This window comes from Streptomyces sp. 7N604, assembly GCF_052245475.1.
Taxonomy (GTDB): domain Bacteria; phylum Actinomycetota; class Actinomycetes; order Streptomycetales; family Streptomycetaceae; genus Streptomyces.
The window spans coordinates 77,738-96,366 of sequence record NZ_JBQQBX010000019.1 but is presented as its reverse complement, the minus strand read 5'-3'; the positions used below and the strand labels follow the sequence as shown (position 1 = coordinate 96,366).

The 18,629-nt window shown below is 67.0% G+C and carries 16 protein-coding genes and 1 pseudogene; 7 read left to right on the top strand and 10 right to left on the bottom strand.

Translation table 11 applies throughout. From position 1 onward, the window contains the following. Positions 1-9: 9 nt before the first annotated feature. The 5 genes from ACTWP8_RS21645 to ACTWP8_RS21625 form a co-directional block, all read right to left on the bottom strand. Complete coding sequence (locus ACTWP8_RS21645; protein WP_443323805.1) at positions 10-993, bottom strand: alpha-ketoacid dehydrogenase subunit beta; 984 nt, start codon at positions 991-993, stop codon at positions 10-12. Further along, the gene (locus ACTWP8_RS21640; RefSeq protein ID WP_443323887.1) at positions 981-1,934 is read right to left on the bottom strand and encodes a thiamine pyrophosphate-dependent dehydrogenase E1 component subunit alpha; all 954 of its coding nucleotides are present in this window, start codon (positions 1,932-1,934) and stop codon (positions 981-983) included. The genes ACTWP8_RS21645 and ACTWP8_RS21640 overlap by 13 nt, the downstream gene beginning before the upstream one ends. A 70-nt stretch (positions 1,935-2,004) precedes the next feature. Further along, on the bottom strand, positions 2,005-3,306 hold the full coding sequence (locus ACTWP8_RS21635; RefSeq protein ID WP_443323804.1) for a M24 family metallopeptidase: 1,302 nt from the start codon (positions 3,304-3,306) through the stop codon (positions 2,005-2,007). Positions 3,307-3,594: 288 nt separating this feature from the next. Next, positions 3,595-4,029 carry a hypothetical protein gene (locus ACTWP8_RS21630; RefSeq protein ID WP_443323803.1) on the bottom strand — a complete coding sequence of 145 codons (435 nt, stop codon included), beginning with the start codon at positions 4,027-4,029 and terminating at the stop codon, positions 3,595-3,597. 61 nt (positions 4,030-4,090) lie between these two features. Then, positions 4,091-5,011 (bottom strand): TIGR03619 family F420-dependent LLM class oxidoreductase, encoded by a 921-nt coding sequence (locus ACTWP8_RS21625; RefSeq protein WP_443323802.1) that lies wholly within the window; start codon positions 5,009-5,011, stop codon positions 4,091-4,093. Between the two features lie 672 nt (positions 5,012-5,683). On the opposite strand from ACTWP8_RS21625, the gene ACTWP8_RS21620 reads away from it, so the two are divergent. Then, entirely contained in the window at positions 5,684-6,460 is a 777-nt protein-coding gene (locus tag ACTWP8_RS21620; RefSeq protein WP_443323801.1) for an SDR family NAD(P)-dependent oxidoreductase, read from the top strand. Between the two features lie 194 nt (positions 6,461-6,654). Further along, the gene (locus ACTWP8_RS21615) at positions 6,655-7,722 is read left to right on the top strand and encodes an amidohydrolase family protein (protein WP_443323800.1); all 1,068 of its coding nucleotides are present in this window, start codon (positions 6,655-6,657) and stop codon (positions 7,720-7,722) included. Positions 7,723-7,774: 52 nt separating this feature from the next. On the opposite strand, the gene ACTWP8_RS21610 is transcribed toward ACTWP8_RS21615, so the two are convergent. Further along, a complete protein-coding gene (locus ACTWP8_RS21610; protein ID WP_443323886.1) occupies positions 7,775-8,749 on the bottom strand; it encodes a LacI family DNA-binding transcriptional regulator in 975 nt (324 codons plus the stop codon). A 348-nt stretch (positions 8,750-9,097) separates the two neighbouring features. On the opposite strand from ACTWP8_RS21610, the gene ACTWP8_RS21605 reads away from it, so the two are divergent. From ACTWP8_RS21605 to npdG, 3 genes are all read left to right on the top strand, one after another. Then, positions 9,098-9,925 (top strand): alpha/beta fold hydrolase, encoded by an 828-nt coding sequence (locus tag ACTWP8_RS21605; protein ID WP_443323799.1) that lies wholly within the window; start codon positions 9,098-9,100, stop codon positions 9,923-9,925. 129 nt (positions 9,926-10,054) lie between these two features. After that, positions 10,055-11,491, top strand: a complete 1,437-nt coding sequence (sucB, locus tag ACTWP8_RS21600) for a 2-oxoglutarate dehydrogenase, E2 component, dihydrolipoamide succinyltransferase (RefSeq protein WP_443323798.1) — start codon at positions 10,055-10,057, stop codon at positions 11,489-11,491. Positions 11,492-11,544: 53 nt separating this feature from the next. Continuing rightward, positions 11,545-12,258: an NADPH-dependent F420 reductase gene (gene npdG / locus ACTWP8_RS21595; protein ID WP_443323797.1), complete on the top strand. Its 714-nt coding sequence runs from the start codon at positions 11,545-11,547 to the stop codon at positions 12,256-12,258. A gap of 319 nt (positions 12,259-12,577) precedes the next feature. Here npdG and ACTWP8_RS21590 read toward each other — a convergent pair. Then, positions 12,578-12,931 (bottom strand): annotated as a pseudogene (locus ACTWP8_RS21590) (winged helix-turn-helix transcriptional regulator); the annotation flags it as partial. Positions 12,932-13,787: 856 nt separating this feature from the next. Between ACTWP8_RS21590 and ACTWP8_RS21585 the strand changes: the two are divergent. Together ACTWP8_RS21585 and ACTWP8_RS21580 are read left to right on the top strand one after the other, a co-directional pair. Further along, positions 13,788-14,495, top strand: a complete 708-nt coding sequence (locus ACTWP8_RS21585; protein ID WP_443323796.1) for a hypothetical protein — start codon at positions 13,788-13,790, stop codon at positions 14,493-14,495. 184 nt (positions 14,496-14,679) lie between these two features. After that, positions 14,680-14,895 carry a DUF6207 family protein gene (locus ACTWP8_RS21580; protein WP_443323795.1) on the top strand — a complete coding sequence of 72 codons (216 nt, stop codon included), beginning with the start codon at positions 14,680-14,682 and terminating at the stop codon, positions 14,893-14,895. A gap of 102 nt (positions 14,896-14,997) precedes the next feature. Here the strand turns inward: ACTWP8_RS21580 and ACTWP8_RS21575 are convergent, their stop codons facing one another. From ACTWP8_RS21575 to ACTWP8_RS21565, 3 genes are all read right to left on the bottom strand, one after another. Continuing rightward, positions 14,998-15,426 carry a hypothetical protein gene (locus tag ACTWP8_RS21575; RefSeq protein ID WP_443323794.1) on the bottom strand — a complete coding sequence of 143 codons (429 nt, stop codon included), beginning with the start codon at positions 15,424-15,426 and terminating at the stop codon, positions 14,998-15,000. A 477-nt stretch (positions 15,427-15,903) separates the two neighbouring features. Further along, positions 15,904-16,926 (bottom strand): MmyB family transcriptional regulator, encoded by a 1,023-nt coding sequence (locus tag ACTWP8_RS21570; RefSeq protein ID WP_443323793.1) that lies wholly within the window; start codon positions 16,924-16,926, stop codon positions 15,904-15,906. A 966-nt stretch (positions 16,927-17,892) separates the two neighbouring features. Then, positions 17,893-18,216, bottom strand: a complete 324-nt coding sequence (locus ACTWP8_RS21565) for a cupin domain-containing protein (RefSeq protein WP_443323792.1) — start codon at positions 18,214-18,216, stop codon at positions 17,893-17,895. Between the last annotated feature and the right edge of the window lie 413 nt (positions 18,217-18,629).

Genomic DNA, 18,629 nt, shown 5'->3' with positions numbered 1-18,629 from the left:
GTCTCCCTTTCAGGTGAGTACTAGGCTGCGGACGGTGTCGGTCACCCCGGCTATCGATGGCAGTACCTGCTGTTCGAGGATGTCGGCGAAGGGGATCGGGACGTTGGCAGCCGCGATCCGGGTAATCGGCGCGTCGAGGTCAGTAAAGGCTTCCTGGCCCATGAGGGAGGCTAGGGTGGCGCCCCATCCGCCTTGATAGGGATTTTCTTCGACGATGACCAGACGATTGGTCTTCGCAACGCTGGCCTTCACCGTTCGTGTATCCAACGGATTGAGGCAGCGCAGGTCGATCACCTCCGCGGAGATGCCCTCTGCTTCCAGCTGTTCGGCGGCCTGCAGCGCCAACGGCACCGACCAGGCCAGGGCCACCAGGGTCACATCATGGCCCTCGCGACGAATGGCGGCCTCGCCCAGTGGCACCACGTGGTCGGGCGGCGCCGGGGCACCTTTGGTTGCCAGCAGTGCTTTGTGTGCGAGGTACGCCACGGGGTCGCCTGCGCGGATGGCGCTGGCCATCAGGCCGGTAGCATCGGCGGGGGTGGACGGGGCGACGATGCGGATACCGGGGATGGTCAGCAGCCAGGATTCGATCGCCTGGGAATGCTGAGCGCCGAAGCCGAGTCCGCCGCCGTTGGCGAACTGCATGACCAGCGGCAACTTCTTGATCTGACCACCGGTCATGTACCGGATTTTCGGTGCCTCGTTGGCGATGTATGGCCAGCCGTTGGCGGCAAAGTCGGCGAACATCAGGTCGGCGATGGTGGGCATGCCGGTCATGGCGGCGCCCATGGCCATTCCGAGGAAACCCTGCTCACTGATGGGGGTGTCGCGGACCCGGTCCGGGCCGAACTCCTCCCATAGGCCGGCTGTGATCTTGAATACGTGGCCTGCGGCGCCGACGTCCTCGCCGACTAGGGCGATGGAGGGGTCGCGGCGCATTTCCCGGGCGATACCGTCGGCAACGGCCGCGCGATAGGTGATCAGTTTCTCCATGACTCCCCCTCCTTGTCGGCCCATAGATCGGTGAAGGCTTCGCTCGGGTCTGGCGGTGGGGCTGCCTTGGCGGCTTCGATCGCCGCGTCGACGGTGGCGCGAGCCCGGGCCAGGGCGGGGGCGGGGTCGGCTCCGGCGTCGCGGACGCGCTGTTCCAGTCGCGGCAGGGGGTCCCGCTCGGGCGCGAGCCATTCCCGCACTTCCTCCTCGGGCCTATATTTGCCGTCGTCTGTCCTGGAATGCCCGTAGTGCCGGTAGGTGGGCGCCTCGATAATCGTTGGGCCTTTGCCGCTACGGGCGCGTGCGGCGTGCCGCGCTACGGCATCGCGTACCGCCACGACATCGTTACCGTCCACGATCTCCGCCGGCATGCCGTAGGCCGGTGCGCGGTCCGCGGCCGGATGCTTCACCGCGGTGACCGAGGCGATCGGGGTGTACTCCATGTACAGGTTGTTTTCGCAGATGAAAAGGACCGGTATGTTCCAGACGGCGGCGAGGTTCAGCGTCTCGTGGAACACGCCGATGTTTGTGGCTCCGTCGCCGAAGAAGGCGACGGCGATTTGTTCGGTGCCTCTCCTTTGCGCTGCCCAGGCAGCACCGGCGGCCATGGGCAGGTGGGCTCCGATAATTGCGTAGGAGCCGAGCATGTTGCCCTTGGCGTAGGTCATGTGCATGCTGCCGCCCTTGCCGCGGCTGGCGCCGGTGGCGCGGCTCATGAGCTCGGCCAGGCAGGCCTCGGGCGGCAGTCCGCGGGCGATGGCGTGGTGGTGGCCGCGGTAGGTTGCCAGGACGTAGTCGTCGGGGCGGAGGGCTGCGCTCGCGCCGACGGCGATGGCTTCGTGGCCGGCAGCCAGGTGGGTGGTGCCCTTCACCAGGCCTTTCATGAACAGGTCATAGGCGGCCTTCTCGGTGTAACGGATGACCGCCATCTGCTCCAGCATCGCCAGAAGATCGTCGCGACTGGCGGGAGTCAACGGCGATGCCGCCTGCTGGGGGGCGGGGGTCGGCACGTCACTCACCTCCTGGTGCTGGTGCTGTGGTGGGGTTGGGGTTCACACCGCGGGTCGGTGGCTCCCAGCCGACAAAGTGGTAGCGCGGGGTGTCAAGCACCCACTTATCCAGGGAGTACTTCGTGATGACCTTGCACCCGTACCGCGTCACCACGACCATTTCCTCGAGGCGGGCCGCCGTGCCGTCGTCCGCGGGCTCGTAGGTCTCCAGAGCTAGGACCATGCCCTCCTTCAGAACCTCAGGATGGTCATGGGAAATCAGGTGGGAGCCGATCGGCTTCTCGTGGATGGACAGGCCCACGCCATGGAGAAACTGCAGCCCGAATGCCTGCTCCTCGTTGGCGAAGCCGAACTCCTGGGCCCTGGGCCATACCGAGACGATGTCGGCCGTGGTGGCGCCGGGCTTGACCAGCGCGATGGCCTGTTCGATGTGGTCGCGGCAGCGCTGGTATGCGTCCCATTGGGCTCGCGAGACGCCGCCGACAGCGAAAGTCCTGTAGTAGCAGGTCCTGTAACCCTGGTAGGAGTGCAGGATGTCGAAGAATGCCGGGTCACCGGGGCGGATGAGCCTGTCCGAAAAGACGTGCGGGTGGGGTGAGCAGCGTTCGCCGGAGATCGCGTTGACGCCTTCCACGTGCTCGGAGCCCAGGTCGTACAGAACCTTGGAGACCAGGCCGACGCATTCGTTCTCCCGGACGCCGGGGCGCAGGAACTCGGCGAGCTGCACGTAGGCGGCGTCGACCATGCTGGTCGCTGTCGACAGCAGTGTGATCTCGTCATCGGTCTTGATCCGCCGGGCATTCATGAACAGCTGCTGGCCGTCGGTGACGGTCAGCCCCTGGTCCTGCATCGCCGCGATCACCGGCCACTCGGCGACGTCCACTCCGACGGGCTCGTTTTGCAAGCCGTACTCGGCGAGAACGGCGTACACCTTGCTGGCGACGTCTTCGGCGCGCCCGGCCCCGGGGGGCATAGCTCCGCGCAGGGTGGACAGACCGGCGTGAGCCCTGCCTTCCAGCCAGCCGTTGTAGAGCTGGTGGTGGCGGGCGGCGGATCCGAAATCCCAGATGACCGGTTCGCCACCGCGTGGTAGCAGCGCGAAGCGTAGGAGCTTGTCCATCGCCCACGTGCCGATGTGCGTGGCTGTCATGTAGCGGATGTTGTAGAAGTCGAACGCAAGCAGGGCCCCGAGCTCTGAGTCATCCAAGTGGGCCTTGAGTCGCTTGAGCCGATCGGTGCGCAGGCGGCCGTAATCGACTGGTTCCTGCCAGTCGACGGGGCGCCCGAACGTTGCGGTACCCATGGGGTTCTTCTTTCGGTCAGGGGAGGGCGTGGGCGAAGATGTCGCGGTAGGTGGCCTCGGCGCCGAGCACATGGCGACCTGTCGCCCGCGGCACAGGACGTGGATCACGTCGGCGAACCCCAAGAGTTCCTCGCACTGCCGTAGTGACGGCTCTGGTGCCGAATGGAAGCGGCGGCACCGACAGGCGGAACGATTCTTCTGGGCCGCTGCGGCCGTGTCAGGAGGCGTCTCATTGGCGGCTACCCGGCCAAGGCAATGGCGTGACTCCGCCAGTGCATTGGGGTGACATCAGGTCGACGTGATTGTGGGCTTCTCGCGCACAGGCTTGAAGTATTCTTCTTCCACCGCCAGCGAATACTCGGTGGCCCGGTATGGCGGAACAGTAAAGAACACCGCCAAGGTCTCTTCGCCCTCTTTACCGGAGTAGGTGATGTTCGTGCCCTTGGGAAGCCAGAGGAATTCCCAGGGACCGGCGGTGGCTTTCTGGCCGTCGTCGGTCTCGATGGTGTATTCACCCTTCAGGCAGACGAACACCTCGTCCATGGAGGTCGTCAGCGAGTTGGATGTGCCGGGACCCTGTAGGACATACCCTGCCGACAGCTTGTTCGTCAGCTCTTCGCCGATGATGTCACCGACGAAGATTCTTCCGTCGCCGCTGATCTGCTGCTCCCGGACTTCTCTCCACTTTGCGTCGTCTATGGAGAACTTTTGTATGTCAGGCATGTCCGGATGCCCCCTTTCTGGAAGTGGACGTGCGGCGGCCCTTGGGTGATACGGCCGAGCCCTACGCCCCGTCCGCCAGGTGCTTCAGTTGTTCCGCGTCGGCCTCCAGCTGTTCGATCGCTCGAGGCTCCGGACTGACCGTGTCGAAAACCAGCTCATCGGCCCGGGCGATGTCACGCACCTGGGCGATGTCATCCCTGATCTGCTCCAACGAGCCGGAGAAGATCGCGCGGTCGTTCCCGAGGGGCTGATCGGTGATGTGGAGGATGGCGCGGTAGATCACCTTCAGCGCGTCGCCGTCACGGCCCTTCTGCCGGGCGGTCTCCCGGATCATGTTCATGCAGTCGGCGACCACCTGGGCGGGGAAGCCGGCGGGGAACCAGCCGTCGGCCGCATCTGCCACACGCTTCATGGTCTTTTCGGTGTAGGCCGCAAGGTAGACAGGCGGCCGCTGGATGGGCTTGGGTCCGGCGTCGGAGCGTGGAATGTGAAAGTATTCTCCGTCGTACGCCACGGAGCCCCCGGCCCAGACGGACTTCATCACGTCCAGAAACTCGTCGGCGCGCTCCCCCAGGCCCTTTCGTGACACCCCGACCAGTTCATACTCATCGCGTGAAAAGCCCTGCCCCAGGCCTGCGATAGCCCGCCCGCCCGACAGCACGTCCAGGGTCACGAACTGCTTGGCCAGCTGGAACGGATTCCTCATGGGCATCACCAGAACGCTTGTCCCCAGGCGGACCCGTGTGGTGCAGCCAGCGGCCCAGACCAACGACATCATGGGATCGAGGACGTCCTTGTACGTCTCTGGCCATTGGCCCGTCGCTGAGGCGGGGTAATCGTCCTGAGGATTCTTCGGCTTGATGTGCCGGTCCGTTACCCAGACGCTGTCGTATTCCAGCCTCTCGGTGAGCTGCGCGATACGTCGGATCCCCTCAGGCGTCGCACTCGGGCCGACGTTCGGAAGAACGAAACCTAGCTTCATACGCGCTTACCTCACCTTCTCGGGCGCGGCCCGGGCCGGATGGTGTTCATGTCGGCCACATGCACAGCGCCACATGCGGGGCGCGGCAGCGCCCGAACAGCGTGCTCGAGGCGGGTGGCATGGAGCCGGTCGCTGGACACGACATCTGCGGTCGACGCCACTGGCACCTCCGGCAAGCGGCTCGTGGCCGGTGGCCTGATCTCGGTGTCGATCGGACCTGGACCCGGGCTATGTAATTGATTGCAGAGTAAGCACGACATCGGTTATGCGTCAACAGCTTGCCGCCGATCTGCATATGTTCCCAGGTCACAGTGGCTTTCCGAGGCAGGTGCTTGCGATGATATTCAGCCATAAGTGCTTGACAGTAGACGCTCGCCCGGGCATCCTCGGTGCAATCAGTTGCACATGATCGCCACACTGCTGTCTGGCGATGAACAACCTGGGACACCTCGGCTGCGTCCCGCATGAGGCCATGCGGCGAGCGAGACTCAGTCCCCAGGTGTCCGTCGAGCCGATGCACCGACGTGCCACGACGCCGTCGGCAGCCTTCTGACCCGGCCTCGCCGGGCTCCGCCTCGCTGCCGTCAAAGGCGCTGCGGAGGGCCGGGACATCGCGAACGTCCAGGCCTCCCAAGGAGGCGCACACTGACATCCAGGGAAAGGAGCCGCGCCATGGATCTCCAGCTCCGCGGCAAGGCCGCGATCGTCACCGGAGCTAGCTCAGGAATCGGCGAGGCCACCGCCAAGATGCTCGTGGCCAACGGCGCCCGTGTCGTCCTCGTCGGCCGCAACCCCGAACGCCTCAGAAAGACCAGCGAGGAGATCAAGCGCGCCGGCGGCGAGTGCAGCGCAGTGGAAGAGGACATCAACGCCGAGGGCGCCGCCAGGCGGATCGTCAACGTCGCCTTGGAGACCTACGGCGCCCTGAACATCGTGGTCCAGAACGCGGGCATCTACTACACGCGCGATGAGACCCCGGTCGCCGAGACACCTCTGGACAGGCTCCTTCAGGAACTGGATGCCATGTTCGCGACGCACGTCCGGGCGCCGGTCGCGCTCGCCCACGCCGCACTGTCCCACGTGCAGGAGCAGAGGCCTTCCATCGTTGTGATCGGGTCCAACCTTGCCCACTACGGCGCGCCGGGCACCGCCGTCTACGCGGCCAGTAAGGCAGCGATCGAGGCATTCGCGCGTGTACTCGCCGTAGAGCTGGCCCCGCGGGGCATCCGGGTGAACACCGTTGCCCCTGGCATTGTCAGGACGCCGATGAGTGAGGGGGTCACTAAGGACCCGAACATCGAGGCCCAGGTGGTCTCTCAGATCCCGCTCGGATACTTGGCTGAGCCTGAGGACATCGCTCACGCCGTGTGCTTCCTGGCATCTGACCACGCGTCCCGCTCCACCTCGGGCAGCACGCTGCTCGTCGATGGCGCCGTCTCTGTCGCCTGACCACCGCCACCCACGCGGACTCCACCGGCTGACGCCCACGTTCGGTACGAGCCTTGGCCAGGCCGCTGAATGAGCCCGCACGCGCCGACATGCTCATGGAACCCGTATCCGGTGGGCCACCACAGGTGCGATGTCGCGCTTGGGGGCTCGACGAGCGCGGTCCAGAGGATCAGACAAAGGAAGAGCGGTAACCAATGAGACCCGCCACGCTGACGATGCTCGGGAGGACGAGGTCCGCCTGGACGCGCCTTCTTCACCGACTCCTGCACGGCCAGGACATAACGGTCGACGTCCACACCCATGTCATCCCCGACGCTCTGCTGGCCATGGCGCGCAGCAGTGATGGGTTGTTCGGTGTCCGCGAGGAGGACGGCTTCATGGTCCACCCGCAGGGCTTTCGAGCGCCGCTTTCTCGGGACTTCCACGACCCCGAAGCGATCTTGGCGCGCATGGATCAGACGGGCATCGATGTGTCGGTGCTCTCAACATCGCCGACGCTCTTGTTCTACGACGAGGACGCCAAGCCCGCTGAGACCTTCGCCCGACGTGCCAACGATGCCCTCGCCGACCTGATCAGTCGCAGTGACCGGCTGTACGGCCTGGCGCACCTGCCCCTGCAGGCACCGGAACGCGCTGCCGATGAGCTGCAGCGAGCGGTCACCGTGCTCGGGCTGCGCGGTGCGCAGATCGGAACCAATGTCGAAGAGCTTCCCCTGGAACACGCGCGCCTGGACCCGGTCTTCGACGCCGCGCAGGACCTTGATGTGCCGCTGCTCCTGCATCCCTACTTCGTCGGCCCCAAACCGCGGCTCGAGCCCTACTTCCTGACCAACACCATCGGAAACCCCCTGGACAGCGCCATCGCCGCGGCCCGCCTGATCCACTCCGGCGTACTCGACCGCTGGCCAAGGCTGAGGTTCGTCCTCGTCCACGGCGGAGGCTACCTGCCCTATCAGCTGGGCCGACTGGACCACGCCTACGCCGTACGCCCCGAGGCCCGCGAACACATCTCCCAACCACCCAGCGCATATCTCAACCAGTTCTGGTTCGACACCCTGACCCACAGCGATGACGCACTGCGCTTCCTGAAGACGCTGGTGGGAACAAAGCAGCTGCTCCCTGGCACGGACTGTCCCTACGACATGGCCGACACCCATCTCATGGACCGCCTTGCCCGGACCGGGGTAGATCCCGGGGTCCTCAGCAGGAACGCACGCGCGCTGTTCCTCGACCACGCTCCCCACCGTCCCCGCACCGAGTGAGCACACCGCCGGGCCTTTGCAGGTCTCCGGCACGGGGCGCGTTATGGATCGGCTACCGGGCTTTCGCAGTTGAGCCTCGGACCACCAGTTCCGGTGTCAGCAACTGGCGCCGTGGAGTCGAACGCCGGTGGGCCAGGCGATACAGGAGCATCTGCGCTGCCGCAACGCCCATCTCGCGCTGTGGCAGCCTCACGGTGGTGAGTGGCGGGTTCAGGTGATCGGCAAGGGGCATGTCATTGACCCCGCTCACCGATACCTGCTCGGGGCACTGAATGCCACGCTCTTTGAGGGCGTCAACGCAGCCGATCGCCATCAGATCGTTCCCCGCGACCACCGCGGTGAACGAGGCGCGGCGATCCAGCATCTCGTCGCACAACCTGCGCCCCTCCTCCAGACTGAACCGCCGACCGAACCCCACAAGCCGCTCATCGACCTCAAGACCGCAGCTCTCCATCGACTCCTTAAAGCCCCGATAGCGCTGATATCCGTTCCACAGATCCTGAGGTCCCGCCAGATGAGCGATACGCCGATGGCCCAGCCCCGCGAGGTGCTCGACGACCAGCTGCATTGTCTCGGCCTCATCGGGACAGACCGACCACATGCCAGGGCCCTGGGTCCGGCGCAGCATGAGCACCAGCGGCGTACCACTGTCTTGCGTTGCGGTGAGCAGGGGGTCGTGGCGGCGCGCCGTTGCGGCGATGAATCCGTCGACGCGCCGGGCCTGCAGATTCCGCAAGGCTGACTCCTCGCGTGCAGGATCGTTGTCGGTGTTCGCGAAGACCGCTGTGTATCCGGCATCCCGCAGTACGTCCTCGATTCCCCGCAGCATCAGTGGGAACAGCGGGTTGGCCATGTCCGGAACGAGCACCCCGACCGTACGCCCGAGAGCTATCTCATCTGGCTGGTATCCCAGCTCTTCGGCGACCTTCTCGATGCGCTGCACCGTTTCGGGAAGGAGCTGGTGGCGGGTCCTTTCGGACAGAGCCCGGGACACCGTCGCCGGGGTGACGCCGGCCTTTTCAGCGATATCGCGCTGCGTAACACGCTGCTTTTCAGCCTTCCGGTCAGGTGTGGCTGGAATGTCGCTACCCCCTTCACGTCCCCGTTCTGCTGACTCGGTCTACTTTGGCAGCGGAGAGGCTGTGCAATTGATTACACGGTAACATACGAGGTCAGCTGGCTTCCACGCAACAACCTCCTGACCAACGCTTGCAACTCCATGCACACCTGCTCGAGGATGCACATGGCCAGCAGCGAAACCGCGACGTGGCGTCCGTAGACCACCGCGGGCTCGGTCAACTGGTGGGCCCCGGCACCGCTGCGGCGCTGGCACGCTCGCCACGGCTTCACCGAAGACTCCAGGAGAGGACGCACCGTGCCCGACGAGTACGCAGCCCACCGCCACACCGTGGGCGGCATCAGCCTCACCGACGTGGGCGAGGGGCCGGTGACGCTGTTCGTGCACGGCGTCTTCACCAACGGGCGGCTGTGGCGTAACGCCGTCCGCCTGCTCTCCGGCCACCGCCGCTGCATCTGCGTCGACCTCCCCGGCCACGGACACACCCCGCCGATGGGGGAGCCGTCGGTGTGGGGGCTCGCCGACGCAGTCGGCACGGTGATCCGGGAGCTGGACCTGCGCGAGGTCCACCTGGTCGGCAACGACACCGGCGGCGCGGTCGCGCAGGTGGTGCTCACGCGAAACGCCGGCCGGTTCGCGTCCCTCACACTGACCAACTGCGACACCGAGGGCAACTTCCCACCGCCGATGTTCAAACCCGCCGTCTGGGCAGCCAAGGCCCGGCTGCTGCGGGCAGCCGGTCCGGTCGCCCGGCCCCCCTTCCTTGCCAAGCAGCTCTACCGCACCGGCTACCAAAAGCCCATGTCCCTCCCGGACGACGTGGTCACCGACTACCTCCGGCCGATCCTCGGCAACCGCGCGGGGACCCGGTTCATGGAGCGGCTGCTGGCCTCCATGGCGCCGGACCAGCTCTCCCATATCCGACAACAGCTCAGCGCGTGCGAAGTCCCCACACTGCTCGTATGGGGCACCGGCGACTTCTTCTTCAAGCTCAAGTGGGCGCGTTGGCTGCAGCGCCTGATCCCGGGGGCCACCGACATCGTCGAGGTGCCCGGCGGTCGCCTGTTCTATGTGGACGAACGAGCCGAGGAACTCGTCACAGCGCTGGAGAACCACTGGAAGTGAGACTCCGCCCATAGCCGGTAGACATGCGGTGATCCCGGCCCAATGAGAGAAGGCGCGACGGCCGCCCGGATTCGGCCGCGCGCCTAACAACGCCCATCCCCGCACAGATCGTTAGGAGCAACAGGAACCATGGCGGTTTCCGTAACCCTGCCGGCGCTCGGTGAGAGCGTGACCGAGGGCACCGTCACCCGCTGGCTCAAGGCCGAGGGCGAGCGGGTCGAGGCCGACGAGCCGCTGCTCGAGGTCTCCACCGACAAGGTCGACACCGAGATCCCGGCCCCCGCGTCCGGCGTGCTCTCCTCCATCAAGGTGGCCGAGGACGAGACCGTCGAGGTCGGCGCCGAGCTGGCCATCATCGACAACGGTACGGGCGCCCCGGCCGAGGCTCCGGCGCCGGCCGCCGAGGCCGCCCCGGCCCCGACCCCCGCCGCTCCGGCTCCGGCCCGGGCCGCCCCGCAGGCCGAGGCTCCCGCCCCGGCTCCCACGCCGCAGGCTCCGGCCGCCCCGGCTCCTGCTCCGTCCGTTCCGGCTCCGGCCGCCCCGCAGGCCGAGGCTCCCGCCCCGGCTCCCACGCCGCAGGCTCCGGCCGCCCCGGCTCCCGCTCCGTCCGTTCCGGCTCCGGCCGCCCCGGTCGGCGAGGGCGAGGGTGCGTACGTGACCCCGCTGGTGCGCAAGCTGGCCGCGGAGAGCGGTGTGGATCTGGCGACGGTCAAGGGCACCGGCGTCGGTGGCCGCATCCGCAAGCAGGACGTCCTCGCCGCCGCCGAGGCGCTCAAGGCCGCCGCTGCCGCCCCGGCCGCGCCCGCCGCAGCCCCGAAGGCCGCTGCCATCGAGCCGTCCCCGCTGCGCGGCCAGACGGTCAAGATGACCCGCATGCGCAAGGTCATCGGCGACAACATGATGAAGGCACTGCACGAGCAGGCCCAGCTGACCTCCGTGCTCGAGGTGGACGTCACCAAGATCATGCGGCTGCGGGCCAAGGCCAAGGAGAGCTTCGCGCAGCGCGAGGGCGTCAAGCTCTCGCCGATGCCGTTCTTCGTCAAGGCCGCCGCCCAGGCGCTGAAGGCCCACCCGGTCATCAACGCCCGGATCAACGAGGCCGAGGGCACCATCACCTACTTCGACACCGAGAACATCGGTATCGCGGTGGACTCCGAGAAGGGTCTGATGACCCCGGTCATCAAGGGCGCGGGCGACCTCAACATCGCCGGTATCGCCAAGAAGACCGCGGAGCTGGCCGGCAAGGTCCGGGGCAACAAGATCACCCCGGACGAGTTGTCCGGCGCGACCTTCACGATCAGCAACACCGGCTCGCGCGGTGCGCTGTTCGACACGGTCATCGTGCCCCCGAACCAGGCGGCCCTCCTGGGCATCGGTGCGACCGTCAAGCGCCCGGTGGTCATCGACCACCCGGAGCTCGGCGAGACCATCGCCGTCCGCGACATGACGTACCTGTCGCTCTCCTACGACCACCGCCTGGTGGACGGCGCCGACGCCGCCCGCTACCTGGTCGCCGTCAAGGAGATCCTCGAGGCCGGTGAGTTCGAGGTCGACCTCGGCCTCTGAGCAACCCCGCACCTCGGCCCTGCAGGCATCTCAACCAGGAAGGCAGAGACCCCATGGCGACAGCCGACGCAAGTGGTGCACCCCAGAAGACCCCGGCCAAGGACCCATGGGACCTCCCCGACGTATCCGGCCTGGTGGTCGGCGTGCTCGGCGGCACCGGTGACCAGGGCCGGGGCCTGGCCTACCGGCTGGCCAGGGCGGGCCAGAAGGTGATCATCGGCTCGCGCGCCGTCGAGCGGGCGGAGACGGCCGCCGGCGAGCTGGGCCTGGGCATCGAGGGCGCCGAGAACGCCGACTGCGCGCGGCACAGCGATGTGGTGATCGTCGCGGTTCCGTGGGAGGGGCACGCCAAGACCCTCGAGACGCTGCGCGAGGTCCTCGCGGGCAAGCTGGTCATCGACTGCGTCAACCCGCTGGGCTTCGACAAGAAGGGGGCCTACGCGCTGAAGCCGGAGGAGGGCAGCGCCGCCGAGCAGGCCGCGGCACTGCTGCCGGAGGCGCGGGTCACCGCCGCCTTCCACCACCTGTCGGCGGTGCTGCTCCAGGACGAGTCGGTCGAGGAGATCGACACGGATGTGATGGTGCTGGGCGAGTCGCGGGCCGACACGGACATCGTGCAGGCGCTGGCCGCCCGTATCCCCGGCATGCGCGGGATCTTCGCGGGCCGGCTGCGCAATGCCCACCAGGTGGAGTCGCTGGTGGCCAACCTGATCTCGGTGACCCGCCGCTACAAGGCCCACGCGGGGCTGCGCGTCACGGACGTCTGACGACCCGGGGTACGTGTGAGCGCGTACGTACAGTGCAGTGTGGAGGGGCCCGGAGCTGAGCTCGCCGGGCGTCGAATCCGGCGGGCAACGCGACGGCCTCTCGGTGGGACCACTTCGGGCTGGCTGCGCGCCATCGTCCAGCGAACTGGTGGCCGACAGGTCCAGGATGACGATGCGGCGGGCCATCCGATCCGCTCCGAGATCGACTGGCCCGTACCCCTGGTCGTCGAACGTGGCCGCATCCCGTCGATAAGTCCCCCAGCTTCCCCAATTCCGCTACGCCGTAAGCCGACCGTTCCGGGCTGGCGCCGGGGGACACCGGGCACGTGCCCGCCTCTGGCAGGTACCGCTCTGCCCACCGCCCGAGTTCCTTGAGCGCGGGCTCCAGTGCCCGCCCCGCTTCCGTCAGCCGGTAGGCAACGCGCAGCGGCGGCCCTTTTTCCACCTCCCGTACGACCAGCCCCGCCGCCCCCAGCTCTGTCAGCCGGTCCGAGAGCATGCGTTCGCTGATCCCGGGGATCGCCCTGCGCAACTCGGCGAAGTACACCGCCCGCTGCAGCAGCACGCACACGATCAGTCCAGTCCAGCGCTTCCCGAGCAGCCCGAACACGCGGGCCATGCCCGCATCGACCTCCCTGCACGTCTGCACGCCGTGGTCCGCGCCAGGATCCATGCCTCCAGGGTCCCTCTAGTGCTGCAGAAAAGTAAGGGATAGGACGCTGACCGGGTCTGTGAAACGAACGGCTCCGTCGCGTGTTCGTTGATGACCAATAGCGGACTGTGCAGGGGGTCCGGCCTTGAGGGCCGCGGTGACAGCGCGGACGATGGGGCCGTCGTCTGGGGCGGCAAAGGCGAGCATCAGCGTCCAGGCGTCGCGGTGGCGGCTGATGAGGTAATCCGGGGTGTCACAGCCGGGGCAGGGAGCCGCATCCGTGCCGGACCGTCGCGCGTACAGCACCTCCTCGTACAGCCCTACGGCACGAAGGTGGGCGCGTGCGGATCGATGATCGTCAGGCCCCACATGAGACGGCGCCAGGCCCAGGATGCCGAGCGGTGGCGACACCGCCCGGCAACTCACCGGCGCCGAGGGCGATGAGCGCTTCTTGCACCGCTCGGTCGTGACGAGCGTCCTCGAGCGCGTGATGCTCGAGGGTGATCTGGTCGAACCCGAGTCAGACGCGCTTGGCCGTATCGCTTACGAGGTCGGCGAAGGCGGCATGGGCCGAAGCATCGGGGCGGCAGGCTGCTGCCACAGAGCGTGCGCGCGGCGCGCGCGGAGCGCGGCGGCTGACGCCCGGCACCGCCAGCGGGTCATTCCCAGGAACCGCCCGATGTAGCGAACCGTGCAGTGCAGCTGACCGCCCGGCGCCGTAAATACCGCACCGCTGGGCGACCACGGCGTCTTCGCCTCGGATATCCGGGCGGTTATCCGGTGCGATGCGCCCGGAGGGGCGGTTTTCGATCACTCGCTCCCGACACGCGGGGGACCGCCGAGCAGAAGCACACCGTCCGGATCGCAAGCTGTCGGCATGACCACTGCCACGCGTACCGACCATGTCGCGGCGATCATCGACATCTCCGCTTTGAACCTTTCCGTTGGTCATCGCCCGGTTATCAGTGCGTCGAGTGATCTGGTCCGAGCACGCAGCGGCAGCTTGGAGGAGGTCAGGTGCGCCATCGCGGAAGGCTTCGGGCCCGATGGGGAGTGGTGCTACGTCGGCAACGATCTCCACACCGTCAGCATCGGTGATGCGGAGATCCGGCTGCGTCTTCAGTCTGACACCGCTTCCTGGCACGCGGACTATTTCGGGGCTGGCTGGGAGAGCTCGCGGTACGCGTGCGTACCGGCGGAGCGCCGGGCAGAGATCGCCGTCTACGTGGACTGCACCAAAGGTCTGAAGGCGGGCCTCGTCCAGGAGTCTGACCTTCGAGCTGCGGCGGCCGAGGGCGGGTTCCCGGCCGTCGACCGCCTGGTCCGCCGTCATATCGCTCTGATGGACGAGTGGTATGCCGCGCTGGATAGCCTTCATGGCGCGTTGCTCACCTCTGCCGGAGCGCTCCCTGCCTGGGCGCTGGAGTTCGTGAGAGGTGAAGGGGAAGACCTGAACAGTGCCCGCGAATGGCTCACCAGTGCCGTAGTGGACTACCACCACGGCACAGCCGGTCGGCGACCGGACACGCTCTTCGGGGGCGTCTGTTTCGTGTTTTCCACGGGCTCGGTGGATCTGCTCCGCTGAGAACTGTCCGCGGTCGGCCGCGTGATTGGGCGGCGCTGGTGTGGTTGCCCTCTGGCCGTGCCCTTCGTGTTGCCCGATCAGGACAATGATGCTGACCAAGACTCGGGCGCTGTGGCCCCACCCAAGTGAGTGATCTGGCCCCCGGCGGCGAACCGCAGCCGGTGCCCTGGGCGTCGGGTCGGGCATGGACGGTATCCACGAGCAGCACCTATCCGAGCCAGGCCTGATGGTCCTGGACATCACCGCCGCCGATGAAGCGACCGCGCTGGCGGCAATGACCGAGCTGGACCGGTGGTGGGCGACTTCCGGTGTCGGTCCGGTGAGGCGCGTGCCAGGGGAAGCTGGGGTGAGGGCGCGCGTGTACGCAGACCTGCGACGACCCGGGCGCGAGGCCCTCTAGCATGGTTGACCCCGTATCGCGCCGCTGTCAGCAGACTCCTGCCCAACGGCGCAGTAGCGTTGGTGGGTCCGCCGGGCGGCGGGGCGGACCGCGGCGGGGACGTTACGCTGCTGGTGCGCGCCGCGAGAGACGCAGTTCGACGTTCCGCATCGTCCGCCGGGTGTCGACGAGACACCGGAGCAGGAGATCGAACTCCTCTGCGGGCAGCATCTCGTGCACCACCCCCATCAGCGAGGCAGAAATCCGGATAGCCTCCCCGCACGATTCCCCAAACCGCTCTTTCAGCGGCGTGTGCAGATGAGAGACGAACGTGTCCGGCAGCACCTGAGGCTTGCCCAGGCGCTGACGCTTCGCCGCCTCAGCCACGCATGCCATGAATGCATCGAACTCCTGCCGCTCCAACTGCCACGCCAGGATCTGGACCACCCGTACCGCCATCGTCAGCGGCACCGGCCACTTGCTGCTGTACTGGTCGGACAGATGCCCGGCGAGGTGGTCGATGAAGAGCGATCGGTATTCGGTGGATTTCATGCGCTACCCATAGCGGCTGAACTCGCGGGTCCGACCGAGCAACACCGGGGGTAGCACAGGGTGCCGAAGTGATTCATCCAGTCGGCCTTCTTTCGGTGTGAGACTGCTGCTCGTGAGTGGACCGGTCCACCGGATGCGCCGGCCGGGCCGCGTAGGGCATGGCGCAGCGCCCGGCCGTTGAGCCGGCACAGGCGTATCGTCAACTACACACTCGGGCTCCTGCTGTCGGTGTTCTTCACCGCCGCGAGCGTTGCCGGACTTCGTAGCCAGCACCCGCCTCGTCGAGCAGGTTGCCGCGGCCCACCCCCACGATCCGCAAGGCGTGGGTGGACGACGGCTATCGCCAGCACCTCCTCGAGCATGCCGCCCGCCTCGGCATCGAGATGGAGATTGGCCAACGACCGTCCTTGACCGCGCAGGTGGGCGGTGGAGCGGACGCTGGGCCGGCTGATGTTCTCCCCGGTGCCTGGTCCGCGACTACGCTTCCCGGGTCCGCTTCAAGCCCCCTGCTGTCGTGAGGACCATCGTGATGTGGGTGAAGCCCCTGGCCTGGAGTGTCCTGGGCGTTTCTCCGACCATTCTGCAGTGGGTTAGGCCCAAGCGGTCCGGGTGGTGCAGGGGCCGCACCGTTTCGTCGCATCCGACGGCGTTCAGCCACTTCGGCGTGTCGTGGAGGTAGGCGTGATGGATTGCCGGATCCCGGGCGATGTCCCTGCGGATGGCGTGCAGGACATGGTCCTGGTCATAGATCTCCAGCGCTGAGGAGAGCTGGGCCAGCATGGGCAGGAGCCAGCTTCGACTGTGGTCGGCCAGGACGGTGGGCGCGTCGGGGTGGAAGATCACGAACCGTAGGAAGTTCTGATCCGGCATCGCCGTGGTGTGCGATCGCGCATCCCTGAAGAGGTCGCGGAAGGCGGGGTTGGTCAGCTTGACGTTCCAGCGGTGATCGACGAGGAACGACGGGAAGGTGACCGCATTGATCATGGTCGCGTAGTCGCGCAGGTAGGTCTTCGTCTGGGCGTTCTCGGGAGTGGGCGGTCCGGACAATGACTCGCGGTGCGGCTGTGGCTCTCGGTCGACGGTGAGCAAGAACAGGCGCCTTTGTTGAAGTCCTGTCATTTTCAACACCGTGGAGAGGGTGTAGAGCTTGTGATCGGTCCACTTCTTGACCCGACCGCGTTCCCAGTTGCCGTACGCGCGGGCACTCACCTGGAGCTTCTCAGCGACATCCTCCTGGCTCAGCTGGAGCTCCTCCCGGCGCCCTTTGAGAAGCGCGTTCAGGTGCCTCGCCCGGATGGCGGCGGCGAGCTCGTCGGCGACCGGCGGCGAGGAGGCTTGGACGTGATCCCTCCGCGCCGAGCCGCCCGCGTCCTGGTGCCTGTCTCCCGTGGGCTGACGGCCGTCCATAGGCCGCGGGAGGCGTGGAGCGTTGGGGAGGGGAATGGGGTTCTCAGCCGGTGGTGGTCCGTCGCGCCGCCCCATCAGGGCGATAGTTGCCATGGTGGACTCTTCCTCCTTCCAGTGATGCTTTCCGCTGAACTAAGCGCGTGAGGTGGTCCCGCGTACGGCTCGCCCGTCGCGCGGGTGCTGCCTGTACTCGGGTGCGGGAAGGGTGCCAGTCGCGCAGTCCCAGCCGAGCTGGTTGAGCTCGCTGCAGTACAGGTCGCCAGCCCCGGGCGGCTCGATGGCAGCTGCCACGCCGCGTCGTGCCTCGTGTGCGGAACCACCCGCTGTTGCTGGAACGGTGTACGTCATGAGAGCTGGCTCCTGGTGACTGGAGCGTGCAGACAGTGCGGTGGGCTCAGGGTTTGGGCGCTACGCGGGTCGGCTGCATAGAGGCCGTCGGCGGACCGTCTGCGTTGTCGCGTGGGCCGTCGGCTCTGCTGCTTCGACGGTTGCGTCTCGGCGGAGCTCGACGGCAAACAGCGCTGGGCTTCGCAGGCCCCGACCTTCCGCCCTCGGCCGACGTCGTCGATGTGGACGGTCGGAGCTGCTGTTGGGAGGGGCAGCTCCTGCTGGCCCGCTGGCGCACGGGAGTTGCTAGCTCCTCTGTCGGGTTGACCGGCTGCGGGTCGCTACGTCCCAACCGCCTCGGGCCGTCGGTGGACCGCTAGCTGCCCTCTCCGACGACTTGCTCTGCGGCCCGGGGCTGGCCTGGAGGTGTGCCTACGTCGAGTGCCGACTGTGCCTCAGTGGGGGTACGCCCGCGCATGGTCGTTGCCTTCCGGTACGTGGGCTGTGCTCCGGTCGCTGGCCGAGCCCTGTTCCTGGGCAGTGTGGCTAGGCTACCCTGAGCGCTGCTGACGTGTGTCGACACGTCGGTACAGCCCAGTGGATTCCTGAAATTGCTGGTGGCGACTCTGTGGGAGTCGTCTGGCGGCCGGTCTGCTCCAACAGGGCGGCTGCCGTCGTAGTTTGAGTGCTGGGCGCTGGGAGCTGACTCCAATCACTCCCCCGGCGCCCAGCTCATTTCTCTTGGTCCACGTGCACGATGAGAACAATCGCCCCGTTTTCGGATCGTGGGTGGTGCACGGTTCCCGCTTGGGCTATGAAGAATGTTCCCTTCGTATAGGTTCCATTTTCGTCGCTGAGTTCTCCGTTGATGACGTACCCGATTTCGGTCTTGTCGTGACGGTCTTCCCCCGCTTCCGCGCCCGGGCCGAACCAGTAGATCGCGGCAGAGATGTCACTGCTCTGTCGGAGGTGGGTCACCCAGATCTTGCCGGGGACGACTACCTGCTTCGGCTCTGTGTCGACGTGACTGATGTCAAAGCCGGCGACGGTTGTCATGGAAGCTCCTTCGGTGCGGGGCGGTTTGATCCGTCCTCGGGTGCCCTGCGGCCCGCTGGATTGTTTTGGCGATCGTTGGGCCTCGGCGGTTGCCCGGGGCATGGGACCCGGGGACCTCAGGCGGAGTCCCGACGCTGTGGGCGCCGTAAGCGTCATCCCATCCAGCAGCGATGCGTCGGGGCAGGCACGGCCGTGAGTGGGGCTGGCCACCGGCTCCTCAACGGTGGTCCTGGAGAAACAGTTGTGGACGACTGAGCCGCCGAGGTCCGGGCTCAAGGGTGCGCTGATGAGGGCGATCTGGTGACTGGCGGCCGCTGCTGAGACAGCGTGTGCCATGGTCGGCGTGACCGGCCCCATCTGTAGCCAAACCGCTCCAGGGGACAGAGCAGGGAGTGCATACGGGATCACCGCTG

What these genes read in the sequence shown, in the direction of transcription:
- ACTWP8_RS21570 (WP_443323793.1), bottom strand. Translation starts at nt 16,926, where the DNA reads ATGGCAACTATCGCCCTGATGGGGCGGCGCGACGGACCACCACCGGCT.
- sucB (WP_443323798.1), top strand. Translation starts at nt 10,055, where the DNA reads ATGGCGGTTTCCGTAACCCTGCCGGCGCTCGGTGAGAGCGTGACCGAG.
- ACTWP8_RS21575 (WP_443323794.1), bottom strand. Translation starts at nt 15,426, where the DNA reads ATGAAATCCACCGAATACCGATCGCTCTTCATCGACCACCTCGCCGGG.
- npdG (WP_443323797.1), top strand. Translation starts at nt 11,545, where the DNA reads ATGGCGACAGCCGACGCAAGTGGTGCACCCCAGAAGACCCCGGCCAAG.
- ACTWP8_RS21635 (WP_443323804.1), bottom strand. Translation starts at nt 3,306, where the DNA reads ATGGGTACCGCAACGTTCGGGCGCCCCGTCGACTGGCAGGAACCAGTC.
- ACTWP8_RS21645 (WP_443323805.1), bottom strand. Translation starts at nt 993, where the DNA reads ATGGAGAAACTGATCACCTATCGCGCGGCCGTTGCCGACGGTATCGCC.
- ACTWP8_RS21585 (WP_443323796.1), top strand. Translation starts at nt 13,788, where the DNA reads ATGACCACTGCCACGCGTACCGACCATGTCGCGGCGATCATCGACATC.
- ACTWP8_RS21625 (WP_443323802.1), bottom strand. Translation starts at nt 5,011, where the DNA reads ATGAAGCTAGGTTTCGTTCTTCCGAACGTCGGCCCGAGTGCGACGCCT.
- ACTWP8_RS21580 (WP_443323795.1), top strand. Translation starts at nt 14,680, where the DNA reads ATGGACGGTATCCACGAGCAGCACCTATCCGAGCCAGGCCTGATGGTC.
- ACTWP8_RS21615 (WP_443323800.1), top strand. Translation starts at nt 6,655, where the DNA reads ATGAGACCCGCCACGCTGACGATGCTCGGGAGGACGAGGTCCGCCTGG.
- ACTWP8_RS21565 (WP_443323792.1), bottom strand. Translation starts at nt 18,216, where the DNA reads ATGACAACCGTCGCCGGCTTTGACATCAGTCACGTCGACACAGAGCCG.
- ACTWP8_RS21640 (WP_443323887.1), bottom strand. Translation starts at nt 1,934, where the DNA reads ATGCTGGAGCAGATGGCGGTCATCCGTTACACCGAGAAGGCCGCCTAT.
- ACTWP8_RS21630 (WP_443323803.1), bottom strand. Translation starts at nt 4,029, where the DNA reads ATGCCTGACATACAAAAGTTCTCCATAGACGACGCAAAGTGGAGAGAA.
- ACTWP8_RS21620 (WP_443323801.1), top strand. Translation starts at nt 5,684, where the DNA reads ATGGATCTCCAGCTCCGCGGCAAGGCCGCGATCGTCACCGGAGCTAGC.